At 70.3% G+C, this 26,169-nt stretch carries 25 protein-coding genes, 1 tRNA gene and 1 pseudogene; 10 read left to right on the forward strand and 17 right to left on the reverse strand.

Features of this window, described 5'->3' with window-relative positions:
• Positions 1–2 precede the first annotated feature (2 nt).
• The 4 genes from ilvA to Pka01_RS16845 are packed head-to-tail and all read right to left on the reverse strand — an operon-like array spanning position 3 to position 4,087.
• Entirely contained in the window at positions 3–1,217 is a 1,215-nt protein-coding gene (gene ilvA / locus Pka01_RS16830) for a threonine ammonia-lyase (RefSeq protein WP_203883693.1), read from the reverse strand.
• Between the two features lie 27 nt (positions 1,218–1,244).
• Positions 1,245–1,892 (reverse strand): LysE family translocator, encoded by a 648-nt coding sequence (locus Pka01_RS16835; protein ID WP_203883694.1) that lies wholly within the window; start codon positions 1,890–1,892, stop codon positions 1,245–1,247.
• Positions 1,893–1,931: 39 nt separating this feature from the next.
• Positions 1,932–2,897, reverse strand: coding sequence for an ROK family protein (locus tag Pka01_RS16840; protein WP_203883695.1), 966 nt, complete (start codon positions 2,895–2,897; stop codon positions 1,932–1,934).
• A gap of 2 nt (positions 2,898–2,899) precedes the next feature.
• Entirely contained in the window at positions 2,900–4,087 is a 1,188-nt protein-coding gene (locus tag Pka01_RS16845) for an FIST signal transduction protein (RefSeq protein ID WP_203883696.1), read from the reverse strand.
• Positions 4,088–4,243: 156 nt separating this feature from the next.
• Here Pka01_RS16845 and Pka01_RS16850 point away from each other — a divergent pair, with 156 nt between their 5' ends.
• Positions 4,244–5,653, forward strand: coding sequence for a sigma 54-interacting transcriptional regulator (locus tag Pka01_RS16850; protein ID WP_203883697.1), 1,410 nt, complete (start codon positions 4,244–4,246; stop codon positions 5,651–5,653).
• Positions 5,654–5,704: 51 nt separating this feature from the next.
• The gene (locus Pka01_RS16855; protein WP_203883698.1) at positions 5,705–7,654 is read left to right on the forward strand and encodes a vWA domain-containing protein; all 1,950 of its coding nucleotides are present in this window, start codon (positions 5,705–5,707) and stop codon (positions 7,652–7,654) included.
• Positions 7,655–7,859: 205 nt separating this feature from the next.
• Here the strand turns inward: Pka01_RS16855 and Pka01_RS16860 are convergent, their stop codons facing one another.
• The 3 genes from Pka01_RS16860 to Pka01_RS16870 all read right to left on the reverse strand — a co-directional run bounded on the left by Pka01_RS16860 (position 7,860) and on the right by Pka01_RS16870 (position 9,742).
• The gene (locus Pka01_RS16860; RefSeq protein WP_203883699.1) at positions 7,860–8,264 is read right to left on the reverse strand and encodes a DUF6292 family protein; all 405 of its coding nucleotides are present in this window, start codon (positions 8,262–8,264) and stop codon (positions 7,860–7,862) included.
• Positions 8,265–8,376: 112 nt separating this feature from the next.
• Positions 8,377–8,904 (reverse strand): GNAT family N-acetyltransferase, encoded by a 528-nt coding sequence (locus Pka01_RS16865; RefSeq protein WP_203883700.1) that lies wholly within the window; start codon positions 8,902–8,904, stop codon positions 8,377–8,379.
• Between the two features lie 76 nt (positions 8,905–8,980).
• Positions 8,981–9,742 (reverse strand): GntR family transcriptional regulator, encoded by a 762-nt coding sequence (locus Pka01_RS16870; RefSeq protein WP_203883701.1) that lies wholly within the window; start codon positions 9,740–9,742, stop codon positions 8,981–8,983.
• 168 nt (positions 9,743–9,910) lie between these two features.
• Here Pka01_RS16870 and Pka01_RS16875 point away from each other — a divergent pair, with 168 nt between their 5' ends.
• The 3 genes from Pka01_RS16875 to Pka01_RS16885 all read left to right on the forward strand — a co-directional run bounded on the left by Pka01_RS16875 (position 9,911) and on the right by Pka01_RS16885 (position 11,952).
• Positions 9,911–10,165: a hypothetical protein gene (locus Pka01_RS16875; RefSeq protein WP_203883702.1), complete on the forward strand. Its 255-nt coding sequence runs from the start codon at positions 9,911–9,913 to the stop codon at positions 10,163–10,165.
• A 110-nt stretch (positions 10,166–10,275) separates the two neighbouring features.
• The gene (locus tag Pka01_RS16880) at positions 10,276–10,707 is read left to right on the forward strand and encodes a hypothetical protein (RefSeq protein WP_203883703.1); all 432 of its coding nucleotides are present in this window, start codon (positions 10,276–10,278) and stop codon (positions 10,705–10,707) included.
• A gap of 39 nt (positions 10,708–10,746) precedes the next feature.
• Positions 10,747–11,952, forward strand: a complete 1,206-nt coding sequence (locus Pka01_RS16885; protein ID WP_203883704.1) for an MFS transporter — start codon at positions 10,747–10,749, stop codon at positions 11,950–11,952.
• Between the two features lie 24 nt (positions 11,953–11,976).
• Here Pka01_RS16885 and Pka01_RS16890 read toward each other — a convergent pair whose 3' ends face one another.
• Positions 11,977–13,116, reverse strand: coding sequence for a cystathionine gamma-synthase (locus Pka01_RS16890; protein ID WP_203883705.1), 1,140 nt, complete (start codon positions 13,114–13,116; stop codon positions 11,977–11,979).
• Positions 13,117–13,141: 25 nt separating this feature from the next.
• On the reverse strand, positions 13,142–14,512 hold the full coding sequence (locus tag Pka01_RS16895; RefSeq protein ID WP_203883706.1) for a cystathionine beta-synthase: 1,371 nt from the start codon (positions 14,510–14,512) through the stop codon (positions 13,142–13,144).
• A gap of 122 nt (positions 14,513–14,634) precedes the next feature.
• Between Pka01_RS16895 and Pka01_RS16900 the strand changes: the two genes are divergently transcribed.
• The 3 genes from Pka01_RS16900 to Pka01_RS16910 all read left to right on the forward strand — a co-directional run bounded on the left by Pka01_RS16900 (position 14,635) and on the right by Pka01_RS16910 (position 18,401).
• Complete coding sequence (locus Pka01_RS16900) at positions 14,635–15,612, forward strand: SGNH/GDSL hydrolase family protein (RefSeq protein ID WP_203883707.1); 978 nt, start codon at positions 14,635–14,637, stop codon at positions 15,610–15,612.
• Positions 15,613–15,659: 47 nt separating this feature from the next.
• Positions 15,660–17,030, forward strand: coding sequence for an outer membrane protein assembly factor BamB family protein (locus Pka01_RS16905; protein ID WP_203883708.1), 1,371 nt, complete (start codon positions 15,660–15,662; stop codon positions 17,028–17,030).
• Positions 17,031–17,180: 150 nt separating this feature from the next.
• Positions 17,181–18,401: an acetyl-CoA C-acetyltransferase gene (locus Pka01_RS16910; RefSeq protein WP_203883709.1), complete on the forward strand. Its 1,221-nt coding sequence runs from the start codon at positions 17,181–17,183 to the stop codon at positions 18,399–18,401.
• Between the two features lie 70 nt (positions 18,402–18,471).
• Here Pka01_RS16910 and Pka01_RS16915 read toward each other — a convergent pair whose 3' ends face one another.
• The 3 genes from Pka01_RS16915 to Pka01_RS16925 form a co-directional block, all read right to left on the reverse strand.
• A complete protein-coding gene (locus tag Pka01_RS16915; RefSeq protein WP_203883710.1) occupies positions 18,472–18,882 on the reverse strand; it encodes a PPOX class F420-dependent oxidoreductase in 411 nt (136 codons plus the stop codon).
• Between the two features lie 60 nt (positions 18,883–18,942).
• Positions 18,943–19,161, reverse strand: a complete 219-nt coding sequence (locus Pka01_RS16920) for a DUF4287 domain-containing protein (RefSeq protein WP_203883711.1) — start codon at positions 19,159–19,161, stop codon at positions 18,943–18,945.
• A 188-nt stretch (positions 19,162–19,349) separates the two neighbouring features.
• Positions 19,350–20,135: a Bax inhibitor-1/YccA family protein gene (locus tag Pka01_RS16925; protein ID WP_203883712.1), complete on the reverse strand. Its 786-nt coding sequence runs from the start codon at positions 20,133–20,135 to the stop codon at positions 19,350–19,352.
• A gap of 1,015 nt (positions 20,136–21,150) precedes the next feature.
• On the opposite strand from Pka01_RS16925, the pseudogene Pka01_RS40795 reads away from it, so the two are divergent.
• Positions 21,151–21,996: pseudogene (locus Pka01_RS40795) on the forward strand (sensor histidine kinase); the annotation flags it as partial.
• Between the two features lie 81 nt (positions 21,997–22,077).
• Here Pka01_RS40795 and Pka01_RS16935 read toward each other — a convergent pair.
• Positions 22,078–23,049, reverse strand: coding sequence for an asparaginase (locus Pka01_RS16935; protein ID WP_203883713.1), 972 nt, complete (start codon positions 23,047–23,049; stop codon positions 22,078–22,080).
• Between the two features lies 1 nt (position 23,050).
• Entirely contained in the window at positions 23,051–23,845 is a 795-nt protein-coding gene (locus Pka01_RS16940) for a Clp protease N-terminal domain-containing protein (protein WP_203883714.1), read from the reverse strand.
• Between the two features lie 62 nt (positions 23,846–23,907).
• Between Pka01_RS16940 and Pka01_RS16945 the strand changes: the two genes are divergently transcribed.
• Complete coding sequence (locus Pka01_RS16945) at positions 23,908–24,774, forward strand: SDR family oxidoreductase (protein ID WP_203883715.1); 867 nt, start codon at positions 23,908–23,910, stop codon at positions 24,772–24,774.
• 90 nt (positions 24,775–24,864) lie between these two features.
• Here the strand turns inward: Pka01_RS16945 and Pka01_RS16950 are convergent.
• From Pka01_RS16950 to Pka01_RS16960, 3 genes are all read right to left on the reverse strand, one after another.
• Positions 24,865–24,937 (reverse strand) — tRNA-Leu (locus Pka01_RS16950).
• 46 nt (positions 24,938–24,983) lie between these two features.
• Positions 24,984–25,517: a peptide deformylase gene (locus Pka01_RS16955; protein ID WP_203883716.1), complete on the reverse strand. Its 534-nt coding sequence runs from the start codon at positions 25,515–25,517 to the stop codon at positions 24,984–24,986.
• Positions 25,517–26,119 (reverse strand): ACT domain-containing protein, encoded by a 603-nt coding sequence (locus tag Pka01_RS16960; RefSeq protein ID WP_239115061.1) that lies wholly within the window; start codon positions 26,117–26,119, stop codon positions 25,517–25,519. Before Pka01_RS16960 ends, Pka01_RS16955 begins: the two co-directional genes overlap by 1 nt.
• Positions 26,120–26,169: the final 50 nt, after the last annotated feature.

Raw genomic sequence — 26,169 nt, forward strand, 5'->3', positions numbered from 1 at the left:
GGTCAGGAGAAGATCAGCTTGTGCCCGTCGCGCCGCAGGGCGCTCAGCACCTCGTCGCAGTGCGCGGGACCCCGGGTCTCCAGTTGCAGCAGGACCTCGACCTCGTCCAGGTGCAGGCGGGCGCCCATCCGTTCGTGGACCACGTCGAGCACGTTGACGCCCAGGTCGGCCAGCCTGCCGAGCAGCGCCGCGAGGGCGCCGGGACGGTCGGTCAACCGGATGCGGAACGCGAGATAACGCCCGGCCGCCGCCAGACCGTGCCTGAGCACGCGGGCGAGCAGCAGCGGATCGATGTTCCCGCCGGACAGCACCACGACCACGGGCGGCTCGAACGCGTGCGGCTGGTCGAGCAGCGCCGCCACCCCGGCGACGCCGGCGGGCTCGACGACCAGCTTCGAGCGCTCGAGGCACACCAGCAGGGCACGTGACAGGGACTCCTCAGAGACCGTCACCACGCTGTCGACCAGGTAGTGGATCAGTTCGAACGGCAGCTCGCCCGGGCGTCCCACCGCGATCCCGTCGGCCATCGTGAACGAGGGCTCGACCATCACCGGGTGCCCGGCGGCGAGCGACTCCGGATAGGCGGCCGCCCGCTCAGCCTGGACCCCGACCACCCTGATCCCCGGCCGCTGCGACTTCACGGCCAGCGCCACACCGGCGGCCAGGCCGCCGCCGCCGATCGGCAGCACGATGGTGGCCGCCTCCGGCAACTGCTCAAGGATCTCCAGGCCGACCGTGCCCTGCCCGGCGACGATGTCCGGATGGTCGAACGGATGGATGAACAGGGCGCCCGTCTTCTCGGCGTGCTCCTTGGCCGCCTCGAGCGCCACGTCGACCGAGTGCCCGGCGAAGACGACATCAGCGCCGTACGCCCGGGTGGCCTCGACCTTGGGCAGCGGCGCACCCTCCGGCATGTAGACCGTCGCCTTGGCGCCGAGCAGCCCGGATCCGAGCGCCACGCCCTGGGCGTGGTTGCCGGCGCTCGCGGCCACGACCCCGCGCGCCCGCTCCTCGTCGGTCAGCCGCGCGATGCGCACGTAGGCGCCGCGGACCTTGAACGACCCGGCCCGCTGGAGGTTCTCGCACTTGAGATACACCGGTCCGCCGACCGTCTCCGACAGCACGCGGGAGTGGACCACCGGAGTGTGCGCGATCACGTCGTCAAGGAGGTCACGCGCGGAGACGACGTCCTCGAACGTCATCTGTGGGACAGCCATGCCGCCCATCCTCTCGTACGGCGCCGCTTACGGCGTGGCGACCACGGCACGCGAGCGGTCGGCGGCCAGCTTGACCGCGAACGCGCCCAACACGGTGCCCATGACGTAACGCTGGAACCGCAGCCAGGTGGGCCGCGTACCGAAGAACACCGCGAGACCTCCCGCGCTCAGCACGATGAGGGTGTTGACCACCATGCTGATCACGATCTGCACGCTGCCCAGCAGGAAGCTCTGCGCCATCACGTGACCCGCGGAGGGGTCGATGAACTGCGGCAGCAGGGACATGTACATGATCGCGGCCTTCGGGTTGAGCAGGTTGGTGACCAGCCCCATCAGGAACAGCTTCCTGGGCGGGTCCGGCTTGAGGGCCTTCGGTTCGAAGATCGACGTGCCGCCCGGCTTGAGGGTCTTCCACGCGAGGTAGAGCAGGTAGCCCGCACCGGCGAGCTTGATCGCGACGTACGCCTCGGGCACCAGGGCGAACACCGCGGTCAACCCCAGGCAGGTGGCCGCCAGGTAGGCGAGGAATCCCACGGCGACGCCGCTCAGGGACACCAGCCCCGCCCGGCGTCCCTGGGTGATCGAACGGGACACCAGATAGACCATGTTCGGCCCGGGCGTCAGGACCATGCCCAACGCCACGAGAGTGATCCCCGCCAACGCCCCGAGACTCATGCGAGTCACCCTTCACCCGTCGAACCGCCGTCACACAGGTTAGCGGGGCGCCCAGTAACGATCGGCGGCGAGGATCAGCCCGGCGGCGCCGATGAGCCCGGCGTCCTGGCCGAGCGTCGCGGGCACCACACGGACCCTCGAGGAGAACTCCAGGCGCACGTGCTCGCGAAGGGCCTGCTCAAGGGGATCGAACAGGAGCGGCCCGGCCTGGGAGAGCCCGCCGCCGATGGTCACGACGTCGAGGTCGCACAGATGGGTGGCCGAGGCGATCGCGATGCCGACGGCGCGTCCGGCCCTGACCATCGCCGCGGAGGCGACCGGGTCCCCCGCGGCCGCGTCCAGAGCCAGGCGGCGGCCGTTCGCCACGGCGGCCTCCTCGTAGAGCCCCTCACTCTGCGGGGACGATCCCGGCGTCCACCCCCGGGCGAGGGCCCACTCGACGAGCCCCGGCCCGCGGGCGACGGCCTCCAGGCACCCTCTGCCGCCGCACCGGCACGGCGGCCCATCCGGGTCCACGACCACGTGCCCGATGTGACCGGCGTTCCCCGTGCCTCCGTCGATCAGGCGGCCGCCGAGGATGAGCCCGCCGCCGACGCCGGTGGAGACCACCATCCCCAGCATGTTGTCCGAGCCCCGGCCGGCGCCCTGCCAGTGCTCGGCTATGGCCACGCAGACCGCGTCGTTGTGGATGCGGACCGGAACGCCGGGAAAGCGCCCGGCGAGCCGCTCCCGGAGCGGGAAGCCCCGCCAGCCGGGCATGTTCAGCGGCGAGACCTCACCGGACGGCCAGGCCATCGGACCGCCCGAGCCGATGCCGACGCCGGCGACGTCCTCCGGCGAGCCGACGCCGTCGAGGAGGTCGACGAGCGCGTCCCACAGGGTCTCGGCGTCGCCTCCCGGAGGTGTCGCGACACGCTCGGAGGAGATCAGCGCCCCGTCCGGCCCGACCAGTCCCGCGGCGAACTTCGTCCCGCCGATGTCGACGGCCAGCACCAGGTCTGCCACGGTCAGGCTCCTACGGGGGGAGAGGAGGAGAACACGAGGATCGAGGCGGTGAAGCCGTGGACGTGGTTCTGCCCGCTGACGGGGCCCACCTCGCCCGCGGCGAAGAATCCCGCCACGCCGATCGGACCGAGCGTATCCCGCACGGCGAGAGCGTCATGATCGGGCGTGCCGAACATCGCGGAGCCGCGCCCGTTGCAGGAGAACAGCAGCGCGCCGTCGACCCTGCCGACCTGCTCCAGGTGGGCGTCGAGCAGTTCGTAGAGGTCCTCGTCCGCGGTCTCCGCATCCCTGACCTGAAAGCGGACGGTCCTGCCGATCTCCAGCACGTCGCCGACGGCCACCGCCTCGCGTTCCGGATCGATGCCGAGCACCCCACGGATGAGGAAGTCGCCCCGCTCGTGCCGTTCCGCGTACTCGTCCATCGCGACGCCGATCTGTAATCCCGAGGCGACGAGCTCGCGGTCCTCCTCGTCGAGATCGGTGACGATGTCCTCCAGCCGTGCGAGCGCGGGCTGGCCGGCGAGCTCCAGCAGCACGTTGTCCTCTGCGTGGGTGACGGCCATGCTCGGGCCGATCGGGCGGCACCCCTGGCTGACCACGGTTCCCACGCTCACGGCGCCGCTGAGCAGCACACCGATCGCGCCTTCCTCGTAGACCTCCCCGTCGGCGAACAACCGTACGGATCCGCGGCCCTGCATGCCGTTGGCGAGCCCGCCGATGATGGGCAGCGCGCCGAGCGCCTCACTCGAGTGTTCGATGAACGCGTCGGTCGGGAAGCTGTACGGATCGGCGAGCAGGATGGCGACCCGGTCGTCGAGGCCTCGCTCCGGCAACCCCACGACCACGAACCTGTCGCTCGTCCGGAGGGTCTCCAGGGCGAACGTGGTGACCTTGGCCTCGCCGAGGGACGCGGCCCACGCGCTCACGGCCGGCGTCAGTTCGACCCCTCTGGCATCACCGATCACTCCGGTCGCGCTGCACCCGATGACATGCGCCTCCGGCGCCATGCTCATCGCCCGTCGCCCGGCCCTGCCGACCTCCTCGGGATCCTCTCCGCAGATGAAGAAGCACACCAGATCGGGCGGACCCGACAGGCCGGCGAGAGCCCGGTGGATCGCGGTCTCCGCGGCCTCCACCAGATCGGCGCCCACGGCGAGACCATCGGCGAAGCGGCTTGTCAATACCGCCATAGCCCCGCCCCCTGTTCGCTAGCGGTTCCCTTGCCCGATTGTCCCCACTGAGGCGAGGACAACGCACATAACGCGTCACGCGATGGTCAAGATCCGGGATTTGGATCCGCCGAACGGGGATGCCGGATCCCCTGATGGGGACGTAGTCTCGGCAGCGTGCACAAATCGCCCGCGCCTGCCAGCAGCACTCTGCGTGAACTGCGCGAGAGTGGACACATCCACCGGACGGTCAAGGCCGAGGTCCGCGAGAACCTCCTGGCCAGGCTCCGGGCCGGGGAGCCCCGCTTCCCCGGGATCGTCGGCTTCGACGAGTCCGTCCTCCCGCACCTGGAGAGGGCCCTGATCGCCGGGCACGATCTGGTGCTCCTCGGCGAGCGCGGCCAGGGCAAGACCCGCCTCATCCGCACCATCACCGAGCTGCTCGACGAGTGGTCGCCCGTCGTCGCCGGATGCGAGATCAACGATCATCCGTACGCGCCGGCCTGCGTCCGCTGCCTGCGGCTCGCCGCCGAGCTGGGCGACGACCTGCCGGTGGCCTGGCGGCACCGCGACGACCGCTACGGCGAGAAGCTGGCCACGCCGGACACCTCGGTCGGCGACCTCATCGGCGACATCGACCCGATCAAGATCGCCGAAGGGCGTACGCTCGGCGACCCGGAGACCGTCCACTACGGCCTGGTCCCCCGCACCAACCGCGGCGTCTTCTCCGTCAACGAGCTGCCCGACCTCGCCGAGCGCATCCAGGTCTCGCTGCTGAACGTGCTGGAGGAGCGCGACGTCCAGGTCCGCGGCTACAACCTCCGCCTCCCGCTGGACATCCTGCTCATCGCCAGCGCCAACCCCGAGGACTACACGAACCGGGGCCGGATCATCACCCCGCTCAAGGACCGGTTCGGCGCGGAGATCCGCACCCACTACCCCCTGTCCGTCGACGACGAGCTGGTCCTGATCCGCCAGGAGGCGGCCATCGAGGAGCTCGGCGCCGACCTGCCCGGCCACCTGCTCGAGGTCATCGCTCGATTCACCCGGCTGGTCAGGGAGTCGACCGCCGTCGACGCCCGCTCCGGCGTTTCCGCGCGCTTCTCCATCGCCGCCGCCGAGACCGCCGCCGCGTCCGCCGTACGGCGGGCCGCCCTGACCGGTGAGGAGCGGCCGGTCACCCGGATCTGCGACCTGCCCGCAGTGGTGCCCACCCTGCGCGGCAAGGTCGAGTTCGAGGTCAGCGAGGAGGGCCGCGAGGTCGAGGTGCTCGCCCACCTGCTGCGGCGGGCGACGGCCGAGACGTTCCGCGGCACCCTGGGCGGGACGGACCTCGCCCCCCTGCTCGACAAGTTCTCCGAAGGAGTCCAGATCGAGTCGGGCGAGCTGGTCCCGGCCACCGAGCTGCTGCGGCGGATCGGCAGGGTCGACGGCCTCGCGAAGATCATGACGCGACTGGGCCTGGGCGAGGGCGACGAGTCCCCCGGTCACGCGGCCGCGGCGCTGGAGTTCGCCCTCGAGGGGCTCTACCTGATGCGGCGCCTGTCCAAGGACGACGTGGCAGGCGGGTCGGTGTACCGCACATGAGCGACGGCCGGCGCATGTGCGCGCAGGCTCCGGCCGGGTTAGCGTGATCTCGTGGCATACCGGTACGGGGAGTATCACGACGGGCCCGATCCACTGGCTCCGCCGTACGACGTCCGCGGGGCGCTCGACGAGATGGGCGACGCGATCCTGTCGGGTTCGACGCCGCTCGACGCCCTGCGCGACCTGCTCAAGCGCGGCCTGCCGGGCGCGTCCGACCGGCGGGGGCTCGACGACCTGCTCCGCCAGGTACGGCAGCGCCGCCGCGAGCTGAGGGAGAACGCGCGGCTCGACGGCACCCTCGAACGGGCCCGCGCGCTGCTCGACAAGGCCATCGGCCAGGAGCGCGCCGAGCTGTTCCCCGACCCTTCGGACGACGCGCGGTTCCGGGAGGCCTCCCTCGACGCGCTGCCGTCCGACACCTCGCGGGCCATCCAGGAGCTCGGCTCGTACGACTGGCGGTCGGCCGCGGCCCGCCAGACGTTCGAGGAGCTCCGCGACCTGCTGCGCCGCGAGGTGCTGGACAGCCAGTTCCGCGGCATGCGGGACGCGCTGGCCAACCCCGATCCCGCCGCGATGGAGCGGGTCCGGCAGATGATGTCGGATCTCAACGACATGCTGGACCGCGACGCGCGCGGCGAGCACACCCAGGAAGACTTCGACCGGTTCATGGAGGAGTACCGGGACATGTTCCCGGAGAATCCGCGGAACCTGGAGGAACTGGTCGACCTTCTGGCCCGCCGTGCCGCAGCCACTCAGCGGCTGCTCGCCTCGCTGACGCCCACACAGCGCGAGGAGCTCGCCGGGCTCATCGAGCAGACCCTGGAACAGGCGGGCCTGTCGGAGCAGATGCGCCGGCTGGGCAACGCCCTGTACTCCCGCCGTCCCGACCTCGCCTGGAACTCGCCCGAGCGGGTCTCAGGGGACGAGCCCATGGGGATGGGCGACGCCGTGACCGCGCTCCAGGACCTCGCCGACCTGAGCGACCTGGAGACGGCGCTGCGCCAGGACTATCCGGGCGCGCGGCTCGACGACATCGACGAGGACGCGATCAGGCGTGCCCTCGGCCGCTCCGCCGTCGACGACCTCGAAGCCCTCCGCCAGGTCGAGCGCGAACTGGAGGAGCAGGGCTACCTGCGACGCCATCGCGGCAAGCTGGAGCTCACCCCCAAGGCCGTCCGCCGTCTCGGTGAGACCGCACTGCGGCGCGTCTTCTCCTCGCTCGAGTCCGGCCGGCGGGGCGACCACGACCAGCAGGACGCCGGCAAGGCGGGCGAGCTCACCGGCTCGAGCCGCCCCTGGCGCTTCGGGGACGAGCAGCCCATCGACGTCGTGCGCACCGTCGTCAACGGCGTGCGCCGCACCCCGTCTCCGTCCGGCAGGGTCTCGCTCACCGTCGACGACTTCGAGGTCTCGGAGACCGAACGGCGCAGCGCCGCCGCCGTGTGCCTGCTGGTCGACCTGTCGTACTCCATGGCCCTGCGCGGCACGTGGGCGGTGGCCAAGCAGACGGCGCTGGCCCTCCAGGCCCTGGTGACCTCGAAGTTCCCCCAGGACGCCGTCCAGATCATCGGGTTCTCGAATTACGCGCGCGTGCTGCAGCCCGACGAACTGGCCGGGCTGGAATGGGACATGGTCCAGGGCACCAACCTGCACCACGCGCTGCTCATCGCCGGCCGCCATCTCGACCGGCACCCGGACTTCGAGCCCGTGGTCCTGGTGGTCACGGACGGCGAGCCGACCGCTCATCTGATGCGCAGCGGCGTTCCGCGTTTCGAGTGGCCGCCCTCGGCGGAGACACTGGAGCTGACCCTCGCCGAGGTCGACAAGATGACCCGTCGGCGGGCGACCCTCAACGTGTTCATGCTCGCCGCCGACGAGCGGCTGAAGGACTTCGTCAACGAGGTCGCCCGGCGCAACGGCGGGCGGGTGTTCTCTCCCAGCGCCGACCGGCTCGGCGAATACGTGGTGAGCGACTTCCTCAAGGTCAGGCGGTCACGCTGACCCGATAATCGATTGCCTATCAGGCTGCGATCGCCGGACGATAGTCAGGACTTCCCCCATATCGGTACTGACCGTTCCACGTCTCGTGGAGGGAGTGCCCAGATGTTCGCCGCCATAGGCCTGGTCGTCCTGATGGTCGTCACAGGCGTGATGTACGAGATGTGCGTCCACGGTCGCCCCCGTAGCCGCAAGTGAACGCCGTCCCTCAGCGGAGCACCGGCGCGTAGCCCGCCAGCGCCGCGTCGAACCCGTCATGCACATCGGTGTACGACCGGTACACGGGTCGCGTCGCGCCGCCGTACGCCGGGTCGTCGAGCAGGGCCACGACCCGGGCGGGCTCGGGCAGCACCCCGCCGCCGAGATGACGGACTCCGCCGAGGACGGTGCGGACACCCTGGCGGCCGGAGCCGAACCCGCCGTGACGCCACCCGCTCTCCTCGTCCCAGACGAGCGCGGTGCCGTCCGTCAGCCTGATCGTGGCGTCGCGCGGGTCGAACGGGTCGTCCCACCACGAGGCGACGCGGTCTCCGAGAACGTCGGCGACCTGCCGGACGTAGGGAAGGGGAAGCCGCAGCCACGCTTCGCTGTACGGCTCGGGCCGAAGGGTCATGACAGGCTCCCGATCTGCCACATGGGACTGTGCTAGGACCTCGTCGTCCTAGGACTCCTTTATCCGCTCTTGACCCAGGTGAAACGTTTACGTCGAAATGACGAGAAGACGACTAGTCTGTGGCGACTGCCACCCGGCGCTGGAACAGCATGGCCGACGGGTATCCCTCGAGATCGGGACGCGTCGGAGCCCAGCCCGCGTGCTCGAACCGCCGCTGCTGGTAGTACGCGTGGAGTTTGTCGTTCGTCGTCCAGGCGTCCAGGCGGATCCAGACGAGCCCCATGTCGCTCGCGCGCCTTTCTGCCCAGTTCAGCAGTTCCGCGCCGAGGTCCCGCCCCGAATGCGACCGGTGCACCATCATCCGCGAGACGTAGAGGGCGCGGTCGTGGCCGTCGTCCACGTCCGACCACAGACTGCCGCGATCCTCGGTGTGCAGGGTCATGGTGCCCACCGGTTCGCCGGCGTCGCACACCATCCAGGTCGCGCCCGCCTCGATGGCCTCCCCGATCCGCCTGGCCTGCTCCCCCTCGTCAGGCCAGGCCTCCTGCCACTGATCCAGGCCCTTGTCCTTCAACCACTCGGACAGGTGCGCGCGCAGTCCGAGGATCACGTCGAGGTCTTCCCTCACGGCCGATCGCATCTGCAGGTCGCCGAGAGTATGGAAATCGATCGCGGGAACGCGAAAAGACACGAATGACTCCGGATTGCGGAACGGATCAGGCCTCGCCGCCGCGCGCGGAAACATCGCCCATCTCGTAGGCGAGCCGCGTGCTGTCACCGGTATACACGGTGATCGTTAAACGGATGGGCCGTTCCGAGGAATAGGCCGTCCGGAAAATCTCCAGAACGGGAACGCCGGGGCCGACCCCCAGCGTGGCCGCCTCTCGCTGACCCGGCATCCGGGTGACGATCTCGTCGCGGTATCCGACCTGGACGTATCCGTGCCCGGCGAGCTCGCGAACCGTGCCGTGCGGGATGTCCTCCGGGTCGATCAGGGGGGTGCCCTCGGCGATCTCCATGGGGTAGTGCGACTCCTGGATCGACCACGGCCGCCCGTCCAGGAGCCGCTCCATGCTCCGGACCACGACCCGCGAGCCCTCGTCGACCTCGAGCCTGGCGGCCACCTCCGACGACGCCGTACGCACCTCCACACGGAAGTTGCGCTGCTCAGGGGCCCGGCTCTCCGCCTCCGCCGATGAGACGAACTCGTCCCGCTCGCTCCTGTCGGGCACGCCGGGCGCCGGCGCCGGCACCGTGAAGGTCACCCACTCCCGCACGTACGTGCCCCGTCCCTGACGCGGCTCGACGAGTCCTTCGTTGGCCAGCGCCGCGAGAGCGAGGCGCACCGTGTTGCGTGAGACGCCGAACCTGTCCTCGAGCTCCGGCTCGGACGGAAGCTGGTCACCGGGCGCCAGCGTGCCCTTGGCGATCTCGTTCCGGAGTTCCGCCGCGACCGTGCGGTACAGGGGTTCAGGCACGTCGGATCACTTCCCTCCCCATTGAGGGCTATCTCATTAGTTATGCCATTGATTACCCAGGTTAGACCCAGACCACTCGTTGGTATGACTCTTATGAGCAGCAAGAACGAAAACGTTACCAGCCATAACCGCCCCGCCTCATCGAAACGGACCGAGAAAGGAGCCGCGATGTTGGAAGCAGTCGTCATGGTGGTGGTGGCCCTCGCGGCAGTGGTCACCGGGGTGTTCGTGGTCCTCGTGATCGGCATCCGCAGGGAGGACTCCCTCGGGTCGATCACGGACCGACCTCCCGGTCCCATGGCGAAGGGCACCCGATGGATCCTCGGCCTGTCCGTGGACCACTCCGCCTGCCGGTACGTGAACGACCCGCAACACGCGTGCCCGACCTGCCGGCGCGCGTACAGCTATCCGCGGGTTCACTGACCACGCGGGTTCACCGACCACGCAAGCGACGCGACGATCGACTCCGAACACGGCGCTCTCGTGCCGAACCGTCCTCCCCATCCGATCATCCAGGCGATAACCTCGACGGCATGTCGTTCCCCGACAAGCTGCTCCTGTGGCTGCACATAGGCTTCGCCGTCTTCGCCATCGGCCCGCTGACGGCGGTGACGAGCGTGACGCCCCGCTACATCAGGGCTCGCGACGTCAACGTCCTGAAGTACCTGAACCGGTCCACCCGGCTCTTCGGGCTCCTGACGCTCGGCGTGTTCGTCTTCGGACTCGCGCTGGGCCGCAGCGCCCTGGCCAAGCCGTACCTGTCGGTCTCGATGACGTTGTTCATCGTCGCCGCGGTGCTGCTGGTGATCATCGACCGCGACCAGCGGTCGGCCATGCAGGCGCTGTCCACGGAGAGCACGGCGGACGACGCCAAGGTGCAGACCGGAAGGATCGCCGCCCTCTCCGGCCTCACCGCCCTGATCTGGCTCGTGATCCTCTTCCTGATGGTCTTCTTCAACCCCTGACGGACGTCCGCTCACGTGCACGGCAGAAAGGCGGCGACCGTGGCCTCGGACCGCGCGCCGGCGACCCGGAAACGGGCGCTCTGGGCGCTGGTGGCCCTGGGAGTCGCCACCTTCACCTACATCACCGTCGAACTCCTCCCGATCGGCCTGCTCACGGTGATGGCGGCCGACCTCCACCGGACCCCGTCGGAGATGGGCCTGATCGTCACGGGCTACGCCGCCGTCGTCGTGCTGGCCTCGATCCCGCTGACGCGGCTCGCGTTGTGGGTGCCGCGGCGGACGCTCCTCGCGGTGACCCTCGGCACGCTCACCGTCGGCACGCTCCTCACCGCCGTCGCGCCGAGCTATCCGGTCCTGCTGGCGGCCCGGCTGCTGACCGCCCTCACGCAGGCGCTCTTCTGGTCGGTCGTCGCCACGACCGCGATCGCCCTGTTCCCCCCGCGAGAGCAGGGACGGGTGGTCGCCCGCCTCGCGATCGGCAACTCCATCGCCCCCGTCCTCGGCGTCCCCGCCGGGACCTGGCTCGGCCAGCAGGCGGGCTGGCGGGTCTCGTTCGTCGTCACGGCGGTCCTGGCCCTCGCCACCTGCGCCGCGCTGATCGCGCTGCTGCCCGCCGTCACCGCCGCGAACGCCGAGCCGGCCCGCGGCACGGCTCCGGACGCCCGCAGGTACGCGCTCCTCGTCACCGCCACGGTGATCGGCGTCACCGGATTCCTGACGGCGTACACCTACATCACGCCGTTCCTCGAGGAGGTCAGCGGATTCGCCCCGCAGGCGCTGGGCTCGCTGCTGTTCGCCTCCGGCGTGGCGGGGGTCGTCGGCACGGTCGTGGTCGGGAGACATCTCGATCGGCGCCCGCGCACCGCGCTGATCGTGCCGCTCATAGTGATCACCGGCGCCCTGCTCGGCCTGTACGCCCTGGGCACCGCCGGGCCTCCCGCCGCCGTGGCCCTGTGCCTGACCGGTCTGTCGTTCGCCGCGCTGGCGACGGCCATCCAGAACCGCACGCTTCAGGTGGCCCCTGGCAGCACCGACCTCGCCTCGGCGGGCATCAGCTCGGCCTTCAACGTCGGCATCGCCTCAGGCTCGCTGCTCGGGGGCGTGCTGATCGACGGACTGGGAACGCGCAGCGTGGCGCTCACCGGCGGCATCCTGACGTCCGTGGCGCTCGCGGCGCTGATCAGCGAGAGGTGGCTGGCCCGGCCCGCGAGGCCCGCCGACGCCGAGACGGCGGTGGCGTGCTGACCGCGGACCGGACCGCCGCACTCGTCAGGAAAGCGCCTCCGTCAGGTCGGCGAGCAGGTCGTCGACCGTCTCGATGCCGACCGACAGGCGGATCAGATCGCTGGGAACCTCGAGCGGCGACCCGGCCGCCGAGGCGTGCGTCATCCGGCCGGGGTGCTCGATCAGCGACTCGACGCCGCCGAGCGACTCGCCGAGGGTGAACAGCCGGGTGCGGCCGCAGATCGCGACGGCCTCCTCCTCGCCGCCGGCCACGCGGAAGGAGACCATCCCGCCGAAGCGCCGCATCTGCTTGGCCGCGATCTCGTGCCCCGGGTGACCGGGAAGCCCGGGGTAGAGCACCTCGGTGACCCTGCGGTGCGAAAGCAGCAGGTCGACGACGCGCTCGGCGTTGTCGCAGTGCCGGTCCATCCGCACGCCGAGCGTCTTGAGGCCCCGCAGGGTCAGCCACGCGTCGAACGGCCCGGCCACCCCTCCGATCGCGTTCTGGTGGAAGGCGAGCCGCTCCCCGACCTCCGCCGAACGGGCGACGAGGGCCCCGCCGACGACGTCCGAGTGGCCCCCGACGTACTTGGTGGTCGAGTGGACCACCACGTCGGCGCCCAGCGCCAGCGGCTGCTGCAGGTACGGCGAGGCGAAGGTGTTGTCCACCAACAGCACCGCGCCCGCCTCGTGGGCGATCTGCGCCAGCGCCGCGATGTCGGCGATGCCGAGCAGGGGGTTGGTGGGCGTCTCCACCCAGATCGCCTTGGTGTGCGGCCGCACGGCGGCGCGGACGGCGTCCAGGTCGCCCAGCGGCACCGGGTCGAAGCTCAGCCCCCACCGCGAAAGGACCTTGGCGAAGAGCCGGTAGGTGCCGCCGTACGCGTCGTCGGGGATCAGCACGTGATCACCGGGCTCGCAGATCGTGCGGATCAGCGTGTCCTCGGCGGCCAGGCCGGAGGCGAACGCCAGACCCCGCGCGCCTCCCTCGACGGCGGCCAGGGCCTCCTCAAGGGCGGTCCTGGTCGGGTTCGCGGACCGGCTGTACTCGTAGCCGGCCCGCAGCCCGCCGACGCCGTCCTGCTTGTACGTCGACACGGCGTAGATCGGCGGCACGACCGCACCCGTATGCGGATCAGCCTCCTGGCCTGCGTGGACGGCGAGAGTCTCGAAGCCTTCGTTCATGCCGTCGAGCGTAGTCGCTGCCCGGCTACCGCCCGGCCAGGAACGCCAGGAGATCCTGACGGGTGAGCAGCCCGACGGGCTTGCCGTCGCCGAGGACCACCGCGGCGTCGGCCTTCTCCAGCGCCTCGACCGCGCGGGCCACCGGCTCACCCGAACCGATCATGGGCAGGGCCGCCGACATGTGCCCGTCGATCGGGTCCTCGGAGCGCATCTTGCCGCGGTACAGGCCCTCAAGGAGGTCGCGCTCGACGATCGAGCCCACCACCTCGGCCGCCATGACCGGCGGCTCCTCCTTCATGACCGGAAGCTGCGACACGTTGTACTCACGCATGATGGAGATCGCCGTGCCGACCGTCTCGTGCGGGTGGACGTGCACGAACTCGGGCAGGCCCGCCGCCTTCCTGCCGAGGACGTCGGCCACCAGGCCCTCCTCGCTCGGCGTCGTGAGGAACCCGTAGTCGGCCATCCACTCGTCATTGAAGATCTTCGACAGGTAGCCGCGGCCGCCGTCGGGCAGCAGCACGACGATCACGTCGTCCGGCCCCGCCGACTGGGCCACCTTGACGGCCGCCACCACGGCCATGCCGCACGAGCCCCCGACGAGCAGGGCCTCCTCGCGGGCCAGCCGGCGGGTCATGTTGAACGAGTCCTTGTCCGAGATCGCGATGACCTCGTCGCAGATCGTGGTGTCGTAGGTGATCGGCCAGATGTCCTCGCCGACGCCCTCGACCAGGTACGGACGGCCGCTGCCGCCGGAGTACACCGAGCCCTCGGGGTCGGCGCCGATGATCTTGACGCGGCCGCCGGAGACCTCCTTGAGGTACCTCCCGGTCCCGCTGATCGTCCCGCCGGTGCCCACTCCTGCGACGAAGTGGGTGATCCTGCCCTCGGTCTGCTCCCAGATCTCCGGGCCGGTCGAGTGATAGTGACTCGCCGGGTTCTCCGGGTTCGAGTACTGGTCGGGCTTCCACGCGTTCGGCGTCTCACGGGCCAGCCGGTCGGACACCGAGTAGTAGGAGTCCGGGTGGTCGGGAGAGACGGCGGTCGGGCACACCACGACCTCCGCGCCGTACGCCCTGAGCACGGCGATCTTGTCCTGGGCCACCTTGTCCGGGCAGACGAACAGGCAGCGGTATCCCTTCTCCTGGGCCACGATGGCCAGCCCGACGCCGGTGTTGCCCGAGGTCGGCTCGACGATCGTCCCGCCGGGCTTGAGCGCGCCGCTGCGTTCGGCGGCCTCGATCATCCGAACGGCGATCCGGTCCTTCACCGATCCACCGGGGTTGAAATACTCCACTTTGGCCAGCACCTGTGCCGGCGCTCCCGCCGTCACCTTGCGCAACCGGACGAGAGGGGTGTTCCCCATCAGCTCGACCAGTGAGTCGTGTACCCGCACCGCTAAGACCGCCTTGGTTTTGCCGAAGCTTTGTCAGCTTGCCAGGAGCCGGGGTCCCGAGGGGGTGGCCGGGATTCGGCTAGTTTTCAATTCCAAACCGTACCGTGACGTGGGGTGAGCGGGTGATCTGGACGACCGGCGCGGCGCGAACCGCGCGACGCATCGCCACGGCCGCCGCACTGGGCGGAGGCGGCCTGACGGCGCTCGGAGCGATCACCTATGGCCTGCTCATCGCCGAGGCCGCGGTGGCCCGCCGCATCGTCGGCCAGCCGCACGGCCTCAACGGGCCCGATTCCGACGGTCTGTACGGCGACACCTATCCCGGCGAGCCCATCCGAATGGCCGTCCTCGGCGACTCGACGTCGGTCGGTCTCGGCCTTACCGATCCCGCCGACACCCCCGCCGTCATCATCGCGCACGGCGTGGCCGCCGTCGCCGAGCGGCCGGTGCGGCTGAGCGTCGTCGGGCTGTCGGGCGCGGCGTCGGCCGATCTGGGTGTCCAGGTGGACCGGGCGCTCGAGGCCCGGCCCGAGATCGCGATCATCTTCGTCGGCGCCAACGACGTCACCACCGCCACCCTCCCCGCCCGTGCCGTAGGGCACCTGCAGAAGGCGGTGCGCCGGCTCAGGGACGCGGGCGTGGAGGTCGTCGTGGGCACGTGCCCCGACCTGGGGACCGTCCGCCCCATCGCGCAACCGCTCCGGTGGGTCACCCGCCGGTGGTCGCGGCAGCTCGCGGCCGCCCAGACGGTCGCCGTCGTCGAGGCCGGCGGCAGGACGGTGGCCTTCGCCGACCTGCTCGGACCCGAATTCGAGACCAACCCGGCAGAGATGTTCGGACCAGATCGTTTCCATCCATCTGCCCGAGGTTACTCACAAGCCGCGTACGCAGTGCTACCGTCTGTATGCGCCGCGTTGGGGTTGTGGCCCGGGCCAGAACCCGTGCGCGTCGAAGGATCGCAATACCTTCTGGCGGCAATGGCCGTGGAGGAACCCGGCACCGAGGTCACCGCGACCCATGTGGCCGGCCGGGCGGTCGGCCCCCACGGACGATGGGCTGCACTGCTTCGCCGGAAACCTGGGCCGATGACGAGCGGCTAGAGTCGGTTACCCCACGCGGCCAGGCCATCACCCCCTGTAGGAGTGACATGACCCGGCCTCACGTGAAACCTCCTCTCGCACTCGCCGCAGCCACCCTCCTGGCCGGCGGGGCACTGACCTCCTGTTCCAGCAGCGACACCGCCGAAGGCCCGGCGAAGTCCTGGTCCAACGTCCAGATCAACGCCGTCAGCCGCGCCACCACGGGAGCGGGCGTGGCGGCGACCACCTCGATGCGGACCAACGGGGCCCTCGAGACCGTCGCCCTCGACCTGGCCACGGGCAAGAAGTTGTGGGCCGCGCCGGCGACCATGGCGGGCCGCCTGCCCGGCATGGGCGTACAGGCGCCGGCGATGGTGGAGACCGGCCGCGGCCAGGGCGTCGTCGTGGCCGTCGACCCGGCGGGCACCGCGCCCAAGACCACCCGGATCAAGGCCACCGTGGTGGCCAGGGACGCCAGGACCGGCAAGCAGAAGTGGGCCCGCCCCATCGAGTCGACCTTCGGCCCACAGCGCTGCGGGCCGTACGTCTGCCTGTCGGAGAACACCTCGTTGAAGACGGCCCGGCTCGTGGTCCTGGATCCGCAGACCGGAAAGATCCAGTGGCAGCTCCCCGGCATCGCCGAGGTCGAGTGGTCGGACCCGGCCAACGTCGTGCTGCTGCGGCTCGCCTCACACCCCGTGCTGGAGTCCCACTCGCTGAAGACCGGCAAGGTCGTCTGGCAGCTCCCGATCGAGCAGGCCCTCGGCGAGGGCGTCGACCTGTCCGGCGGCTGGTCGTTCGGGGCGACCGGCGACAAGCTCGTGGGCTACGTCGCGCCGTACACCAACCCCGACACCAAGCAGACCTCGACGTTCGGCCTGTTCTCCGTGCGTCTGGACGACGGCGTCGTCGACTGGATGCGGCCCTCGGTGGTCCGTGTCTACCCCAGCGGCAATCCGGCGTTCGCGCCCGTCGTCAGGCCGGTCGACGAGCAGGGACAGTACGGCGGCTTCGCCCGGCTCGACGGGGAGACGGGACGCGTGCTGGGGCAGATCACGCCGACGCAGGTGCCCGGCTCCGGCTGGTGGCTCGCGTTCCCTCCGTCCATGGACACGCTCGGTTTCCTCAAGCACGACGCGGCCGGCTCGGCCTTCGATCTGAAGTCGGGTGAGCCGAGCGCGGTGAAGGGCACGACCGGCTGGTCGTTCTGCGCCACCGACCCGCGCCCGCTGGCCCTTCCCGGCGTGACTCCGGGGTTCTACGCGATCGCCGCGCTCTGTGAGTTCGACCTGGCCACCGGCAAGCGGACCTCCGCGTCCTCGGCGCCGCCCGCGTGGTTCACCGGCGGTCAGGACGGCTGGCGCCTGTGGCGCGACGAGAAGGGCGGCCTGCACGCGGTCAACGACGGCACCGCGACCACTCCCGGCATGTACGGATGACCAGCGTCCGGCACCCGCCTCGCTCCTCCGGTACAAAGTTCTGTTCATGTGGCCCCAGGGCGTGGCGGAAGCCGTACCGGGAGGTAACCTCCTGCGGAGGAGGGCCGCCCGAACGCTGAGCGCGGTGGCCGGAGAAACAGGGAGAGTCACATGCCTGAGGCAGTCATCGTGGCAACCGCGCGGTCACCCATCGGCCGCGCCTTCAAGGGATCTTTGAAGGACATCCGGCCCGACGACCTGACGGTTCAGATCGTCCAGGCCGCCCTCGCCAAGGTGCCGCAGCTCGACCCGAACGACGTGGACGACCTCATGCTGGGCTGCGGCCTGCCCGGCGGCGAGCAGGGCTTCAACATGGGCCGGGTGGTCTCGGTGCTCCTCGGCCTCGACGGCGTCCCCGGCACCACGGTCACCCGCTACTGCTCGTCGTCGCTGCAGACCACCCGGATGGCGTTCCACGCCATCAAGGCCGGCGAGGGCGACGTCTTCATCTCCGCGGGCGTCGAGACGGTCTCCCGGTTCGCCTCGGGCAGCTCGGACTCCCTCCCCGGCACCACGAACCCCCTCTTCCTTGACGGCAAGGGCCGGACCGACAAGGCCGCCGAGGGCGCGGGGCCGGTCTGGCACGACCCGCGCGAGGACGGCGAGATCCCCGACGTCTACATCGCGATGGGCCAGACCGCGGAGAACGTCGCGGGGCTGCGGGGCGTCTCCCGCCGCGAGCAGGACGAGTTCGGCGTGCGGTCGCAGAACCTGGCGGAGAAGGCCATCGCCAACGGGTTCTGGGAGAGCGACATCACCCCGGTCACCATGCCCGACGGCACCGTGGTGAGCAAGGACGACGGCCCGCGGGCGGGCACGACCTATGAGGCCGTCTCGCAGCTCAAGCCGGTCTTCCGGCCCGACGGCACGGTGACGGCGGGCAACTGCTGCCCCCTCAACGACGGCGCGGCCGCGGTGATCGTCATGAGCGACACCAAGGCGGCCGAGCTGGGGATCACGCCGCTGGCGCGGATCGTCTCGACCGGCGTGACCGGACTGTCGCCGGAGATCATGGGGCTCGGGCCGGTCGAGGCCTCCCGGCAGGCCCTCGGCCGTGCGGGGATGGCCATCGGCGACATCGACCTCGTGGAGATCAACGAGGCCTTCGCCGCCCAGGTGATCCCCTCGTACCAGGAGCTCGGCATCGACCTCGACCGTCTCAACGTCAACGGCGGCGCGATCGCGGTGGGCCACCCCTTCGGCATGACCGGGGCGCGCATCACCTCGACGCTCATCAACAGCCTGCGCTTCCACGACAAGTCGCTCGGCCTCGAGACGATGTGCGTCGGCGGCGGCCAGGGCATGGCGATGGTCCTGGAGCGCCTGGCCTGACAAGCAGAGAGCCGCTGAAGCAGAGCCGCTGAGGGGGATCCCGGAGCCGTCCGGGATCCCCCTCGCGGGCTCAGCCGTGGTGGTCGGGGCCGGCCTTGATGGGCTCGATCCGGATGAGGACCCGCCGATCCCGCACCATCGCGGCACGGTAGTCGTCCCAGTCCGGATGCTCGCCGCTGATGTCCCGGTAGTAGGCGACCAGGCCGTCCATCGCCTCCGGCAGCGGCACGACCGTCGCGGTTCCCTCGATCTGAACCCAGGGGCCGTAGAAGGCGTCAGTCATCACCGTGAGGAAGACCTGCGGGTTCTTCCGGGAGTTGCGGGTCTTCACCGCGGTTTCCCTGCTGCTGACGACGAGGTACCCGTCCTCGTCGAGCCCCACCGTGATCGGTGAGGTCTGGGGGCGGCCGTCGGCGTGCCAGGTGAGCATGACCGCACGGTGGTTGTCCTTCACGAACGCGCGTGCCTCATCGAGATCCATGAGGACAATGATGCGCCCACACCGGACGGGTGCGGGCGCAGGTATCGGATCGGTTGCTTCCTAGAAGCGACGCCGACGCTCGTGCTCCAGGACGATCGCTGCGGCGTAGCCGTGGCTCAGCCCGTGTTCGGAGGCGAGCCAGGCGGCTCGCTCATCACATCTCAGGAACGACGGACCGTTGTCGATGGCTTGGAACCACTCGGGGAGTTCGCGTCCGGTGATCGAGGGGACGCGTGCGATCAGCTTTGTCTGTGTCTCCGGTGAGTGGTTCAACGACATGTGCACCTCCACGGATCGGGCTGCTTTGTGTCACAGTGCATCACCAGCCCGTGCTTGACAAGCCCCTCGCAGACATCAACTTGTTACAGATTGTTGATCGAAAGTTTTGCCTCGCGAGGGCGCACGCTGATATTGGACAAGGAAAAGGCGCTCTTCGGGAAAGAAGAGCGCCCTTTTCTCATGCCAGGCTAGTCGTTGTTCGTGAAATAGCTGATGAAGCGAAGAATCTCCAGGTAGAGCCAGACGAGGCTCAGCGTGAGGCCGAAGGCCATCAGCCAGGAGTACCGCTCAGGAACGCCGGCCCGGACGCCGCTCTCGATCTGGTCGAAGTCGAGGAGCAGGAAGAAGCAGCCGAGCAGGATCGCGACGACGCTGAAGAGCCAGCCGATCGGGCTGTCCGTGCGCAGGCCCAGGCCGCCGTCCACGAAGAAGCCCGCGACCATGTTCAGCAGGGCGAGGCCGACGAACGCGAAACCGGCCGCGATCACGTACTTGGTGAACTTGGGCGTGGGCCGGAAGATCTTCAGGGCGTAGACGGCCAGCGTGCCGCCGAAGGCCACCATGGTGCCGAGCACGGCCTGAAGGACGATGCCGTTGAAACGCGTCTCGTAGGCGTGGCTGATGTAGCCGATCGCGATGCCGTAGCAGACCGCGTAGCCGAGGATGAGCGCGGGGTTCGTGCTCTGCTTGAACGAGACGATCAGACCGAGGACCAGGCCGACCAGCATCGCCGGGATGGCGATCCCGGCGCCGAAGTCCATGTACCACGACACCGCCGCCGCGACGACCAGCGCGCCGAGTGTCATGAAGCCGCGCACCACGACGTCGTCGATGGTCATCGGACGCGACGTCGGCGGAGCGTATGACGGCGCGCCGTACATGGCGTCGAGCTGCTGCACGCTCGGGGTCGCCGTGGTCCACTGCTGCTGACCGGTCGACCCACGCCGGCTGAATATCGGGTTTCTGCTCTCCATCGCTGCCTCCGGGACGCGACTCGCTGCTCAGCCTCTTGCGCGGCTTATTCGGGATGGTGCCCACGAAGCGCCGTGCCCACAAGGGACTCGACGCTCCGCCAACGTCTGCAACGATCAGCGCCCGGTCCGAGTTCCCGGCCACGCCGGGCGAATCGGCGCGACTTTCTTCATCGCCCCCGGCGAATCATCACAGGTCCGACTATCGCGTCATATGCATCACCGCGGATCGGGAGAAACTCGCCGGGCACGAGCACGCCAATAAACTGGGATAGTTCTTTTAACGGAGTAGTTCAAGTTTAGTGCTAGCGTGTTGGGCATCGGGCTCGTCCCGAAACGGATCCACGGCCACGGAGCGCGATCCGATCGCCCGCGCGATCGGCCGAGTCGGGCCCGCGGCCCACAACCTCACCACCTCAGCGACCCCCGGACGTCTCGAGGGGACGCGAAAACGTGTGAGGAGGACGCGGTGCACGGCTCTGTATCTTTACGCGAAGCTGAACGGTCGCCTCTGGCGCGGCTGCGCCCCCGGTCGATCCGCGGCCGGCTAACCGTTCTGGTCACCTTCCTGGCGCTGGTGCTGCTGGTGCCCACGGGATTGCTGGCAGGTTCGCTGGCGCGGCACGCGTTCAAGGACACCGTCTGGCTCGACGCGCGCCAGCAGTCCTCCTCGACGGCGGCGGCGCTCCGAGCCGGACGCCTGGGCAACCCGATCGTCCCGCACGTCCCCGGCATCACGCTGGTCCAGGTCGTCGCGCCGGACCAGCAGATCATCGCGGCGTCACAGGAGGCCCGCGGCCTTCCTCCGATGAGCGGAGTCCGGCCGCATCCGAACCGCCCGCAGATGGACGTTCGGTCCTGCCCGGCCCACGGGGACGGAGAATGCGTCCGGCTCTCCGCGCTCCGCGTGACCCAGGCGGACGACTCGCCCGTGGTCTACGCGGGCAGGCCGGCGGAGGGGCTGCTGGCAGGCGGGCCGTTCGACTGGCTCTTCGCGGTCGAGGTGCTCGGCCTCGTCATGCTCACCGGCTGGGGCACCTGGAAGATCGCCGGTCGCACCCTCCGGCCGGTCGAGAACATCCGCGCCCAGCTGGCCTCGATCAACGTCAGGCATGTCGGCAGCCGGGTCGCCGAACCCTCGGTGTACGACGAGATCGGCCGTCTGGCCAAGACGGTGAACAACACGCTGGCGCGGATCGAGGAGGCCAACCGCGCGACGGAGAACGCTCTGCTGAGGCAGCGGCAGTTCGCGGCGGACGCGGCGCACGAGTTGCGCACCCCGCTGGCGGGACTGCGGGCGGAACTCGAGGAGGCTCAGCTGCATCCGGACCAGACCGATCTGCCCGACGTGCTCCAGCGGACGCTGACCGACGTCGACCGGCTCCAGACGATCATTTCCGATCTCCTGCTGCTGGCGAAGCTGGGGGCGGGCGCGCCGGAGGAGCAGCGACCCGTCGACCTGGGCGCACTCGTCGAGGACGAGGTGTCCCAGCGTGGCCGGCGCGTCGCCTTGGGGCTGCGGCTCGAACCGGGCGTGACGGTCGACGGCGTGCCGATCCAGCTCAGCCGATTGGTCGCCAACCTGCTCGACAACGCGCAACGGCACGCCGTGCACGCCGTACAGGTGGAGGTGCGTCGGGTCGGCAACGGCGCCGAGCTGTCCGTCAGCGACGACGGCACCGGGATCCCGCCCACCGAACGAGAGCGGATCTTCGAGCGCTTCACCCGGCTGGACAGCGCCCGCAGCCGCCATCACGGAGGCTCCGGCCTCGGGCTCGCCATCGCCCATGAGATCGCGACAGCGCACGGGGGCACGCTGCAGGTGGCGGACTCGCCGGAAGGCGGCGCGCGGTTCGTCCTGCGGTTGCCACCGGCGAAGCCGCACGCGCCGACCGGCGAGCCGATCCACACGATGATCTCCGCAGGCGGCTCCGGGCCTGACGGATCACATCCGGGCGAACCACTCGCGCACGGCGTCCCTGCCGCCCGATCCCAGAGCCACCATCAAAGCGGCACGCGCCTTGACGGGGGCGAGTCCACGGGCGCCGATCGCACCCGCTTTCGCGGCCAGCCCCAGTCCGAGCGGCAGCGTGTCGAGCGGAACGCCGGACGTGTGACACCGTGACGCGACGACCACCGGAATGTCCCAGTCCGACAGTTCGGCGATCGCGGTGAACAACGTGACCGGGACGTTTCCCGCGCCCGTGCCCTCCAGCACGATCCCGCGCGCACCTGCGTCGACGACGGTCGTGAGCAACGCCGGCTCGATGTCCGGATAAGTCTTGATCAAGGGGACATGCGATTCGGGCTCCCCCACCGGGTCGGGCGGCCGCGGCGGCGCCGCGGCGAGCGGGCGGATCCGGCCTTCCTCCACGCGGAACACGGGAGAGTACGGCGCGGAGGTGAACGCCGGCCGTCCGCCGGCGTCGATCATGGTGACCCATCGGGCCGCGTGCAACCGATCGTCCAGGCAGACGACCGCTCCCACCCCGCGCAGCGCCGGGTGGGCGGCGGCGGTCAAAGAGGCCGCGAGATTGCCCGGCCCGTCGGGGGACGGGTCGTCCAGCGGGCGCACGGCTCCGGTCAGCACGATCGCGCCCCGGTGCGCGGCGGGACCCGCGAGGACATCGGTGAGGTAGGCGGTGTCCTCCATCGCGTCGAGGCCGTGTGTGATCACGACGCCGTCGAACTCCTCGTCCAGGATGGCCGACCGGGCCCGCCGGGCCAGAGCCAGCATCACCGAGGGCGACATGTCCCAGCTCGGCGGAGCCATGAAGTCCTCGACCTCGACCTGCGCGGGCAGCATGCGGGCGGGCACGGTCCGCAGCAGATCCGCTCCTGACGCCACACCCGGACGGCCCGGGCCCGACATGTAGGCGATCGTGTCGCCAGTCGCGATCAGCAGCACACGTGCCATGTCAGGCGGCCGGGCCGGCGATGCCCGCGTGCCGCTCGAGCCGTTCGATGCGCTCGGCCAGCGGCCTCAGCTCGTGACGGACGAGCTCGCCGATCCGCGCGACCACGGCCTCCTGCGACAGCGTGCCCGCCGCCGGGGCCTGCTGTCCCGCCGGCGTCTCCTGCCCCTGCGTCTGGGCCCGGAGGTGGACGTACCCGGCGAGGGCGGCGACGACGGCGCGGCGCGTGAGCCGGAGCTCGGCGCCGGCGGCACGGAGGACCTGCCCGGCGGTGCCGTCGGGTTCGGCGACGAACCCGAGCAGCAGGTGCTCACAGCCGATGTAGTTGTGACCGAGCGTCTGCGCCTCCGTGACGGCGAACTCGAGGGCGTTGGCCGCCGGGCCGCTGAACCGGCGGACGCCGTCTCCGGTCGCCTCGTCTCCTTCGTGAAGCTGCCGGGCGAGGTCGCGCGCGACCGTCTCCGGCTCGATCTCCATGGCGCGGAGAACATGGAGGGCCAGGTTGGTCCCCTCGGCCAGCATGGCGGCGAGCAGGTCCTCCGTTCCGATGGCGGCGGCTCCCCGCTCTCGCGCCTTGTCCAGCGCGAGCTTGAAGACGGCCCGGGTGCGCGCGGTGAAGTGCGCCAGCCTGCCCGCGGGATCGTCGAGCTCCAGTTCTCCCACGACGGCCTCCCTGATGGCCGTCACGCGGCGTACGGCCTGTTCCAGGGCCCGCTGGCAGACGGCGGAGACCGGCAGGCCCGCCTCCTTCACCGCCTCCGCCAGTTCGTCGGGCAGGTACACGTTGATTTTCGGCATACCCCTTGTATAACCCCTAGAGGGTTATATGGCCAGCCCGACTGGCGGCCGATCATGAAGGAATGCGAATTCTGGTGACCGGCGCGACCGGAAACGTGGGCCGGATCGTCGTGGAGCGACTCCTGGAGGCGGGAGCGACCGTACGGGCGCTTTGCAGGAACCCCCGCCAGGCCGCCCTTCCCGGAAACATCGAGGTGGTCGAGGGAGACCTGTCGCGGCCGGAAAGCCTGCGTCCCGCGTTGGAGGGCGTGGAAAGAATGCATCTTTTCCCTTTCGCCGCCACCGCATCCGACGTGGTGGACCTGGCCGAGGAGGCGGGAGTCCGCCGCGTGGTCGTCATGTCGTCGGGCGCGGTGACCGCCGGTCGCGACACCGGCGCCCATCTGCCCGTGGAACGGGCCGCGGAGGCCTCCGGCATGGAGTGGACCCACGTGCGGCCCGGCGAGTTCATGCTGAACAAGCTGTGGTTGTGGGGACCGTCCATCCGGGAGGAGCGAGTGGTCCGCGATCCGTTCCCCGACCTGGCCTGGCACCCGGTGCACGAGCGGGACATCGCCGACGTGGCCACGGCCGCCCTCCTCGAGGACGGGCACCAGGGCGTCGCCTACACCGTGAACGGCCCCGAGTTCATCAGCCGGCGCGACCAGGTCCGCGCCATCGCCGAGGCCGTCGGCGAGGACATCCGGCTCGAGGTCGTGACCCCGGCCCGGGCCCGCGAGATGTACCTGGCCCAGGGCGGCTTCGCCGCGGCCAATGCCGGTTTCCTCACCGGCTTCGAGGAGTACGCACGTGATCAAGCCGACCGTGCACGGGCCGGGAAGGCCGCCCCCGCGCCGTCGGGCCCGGCGCCCACCGCGGAGAAGGTCACCGGCAGACCGGCCCGCACGTTCGGCGACTGGGTCCGCGACCACGCCGGGGACTTCGCCTGAGCGCGAGCCCCGGCCCCCTGTGAACCGGCCTGCATGAATCAGCCCGTGACCGCCATTGGCCACGGGCTTGCTCATGCTTGGCAGGGTCTGTGCCCCCGGTGGGACTCGAACCCACAACGCAGCCCTTTTAAGGGGCTTGCCTCTGCCGTTGGGCTACGGGGGCGCCGCGATCATATGCCACGGATCTCTCATCTGTAACCGGTTAGCCCTTACGCCGCTTGTCCCCCTTTCCGGACAGCATGAACGGCCCTGGTCCCGGCGACCCGATCCAGGAAGAGCAGGCCGTCCAGATGGTCGATCTGATGCTGGACGCAGCGGGCCTCGAAGGCGTCGGCCTGGAACGTCATCGGCTCACCCGTGCCCGGCCGTACGCCATGGACCGTGATCTGGGTGGCCCGGGCGACATCCGCGGCCAGGCCCGGCACCGACACGCAGCCCTCGCGGGCCACGTCCCAGTCGGCCGCCTCCACGATCTCCGGGTTGGCGATGACCAGTTCCCCCGAACACGACCGGGTCGAGGGGTGGCCGGAGACGTCGAGGCACATCAGCCGCCATCCGACGCCGAGCTGGGGAGCCGTCAGGCCCCGGCACCCCGGCATGCTCCGCATGGCCCCCACGAGGTGGCGCACGACGGCGGGCACGACGGCGTCGGCCGGGTCAACCGAGGCCGCCGGTGTCACGAGCAGGCTGTGCGGCGCGGTGACCACCCCCTCGATCAGGCAGGTACGGCTGTCGACTTCCATCACATCACCGCCGGGTCGGCCGGCCGGAAGGCGATCCGGTATCCGTCGAGGGCGGCGGCCATGGCGCGCATCAGCGAGGCCACATCGGCTTGAGCAGGCAGTTCGACGTCGGCGACCAGGACGAACAGGTTTCCGGCCACCCGGGTGGTCATCGAGGTGACCGCGCAGCCCGCCTCGGCGAGCAGACCTGTCGTCGCAGGAAGGGCGTCGGACCCTGAGGGGCCGTGCAGGGTGAGCGCGTAGCTGATCCCGGTGGGGTCGGTGTCCGTGATCTCCGCGGAGGCGGGTGAAGATGAGGGTGCCGCGTCCCGTGTGCCTGCCGCGGCGGGTGAGATCACCGGCGGCGGAGTGAGATCCGTCACAGTGACGGCCAGGCCGGGGATGCCGCGGGTCAGGCTCTCGCTGAGGAGATCGCCTGACTGGCCGGCCGAGACGACGAGCGTCATCGCGAGATGGCCGGAGAGCAGGCTCATCGACGAGTCGCCGACGACCCCGCCACCGGACACCGCTCGCGTGATCTCGGCGACCGCGCCCGGGCCGTCCCTCCCGATCACCGTTACGGCGTAGAGCCCCACCTTCGTCCCACCCTCCGTCGCAGTCACGTCTGACCGCACCGCCGACGGAAGGGGTGGCCGGCATCGTGCTCCGGGTG

Source organism: Planotetraspora kaengkrachanensis, from assembly GCF_016862895.1.
Classification (GTDB): Bacteria; Actinomycetota; Actinomycetes; order Streptosporangiales; family Streptosporangiaceae; genus Planotetraspora; species Planotetraspora kaengkrachanensis.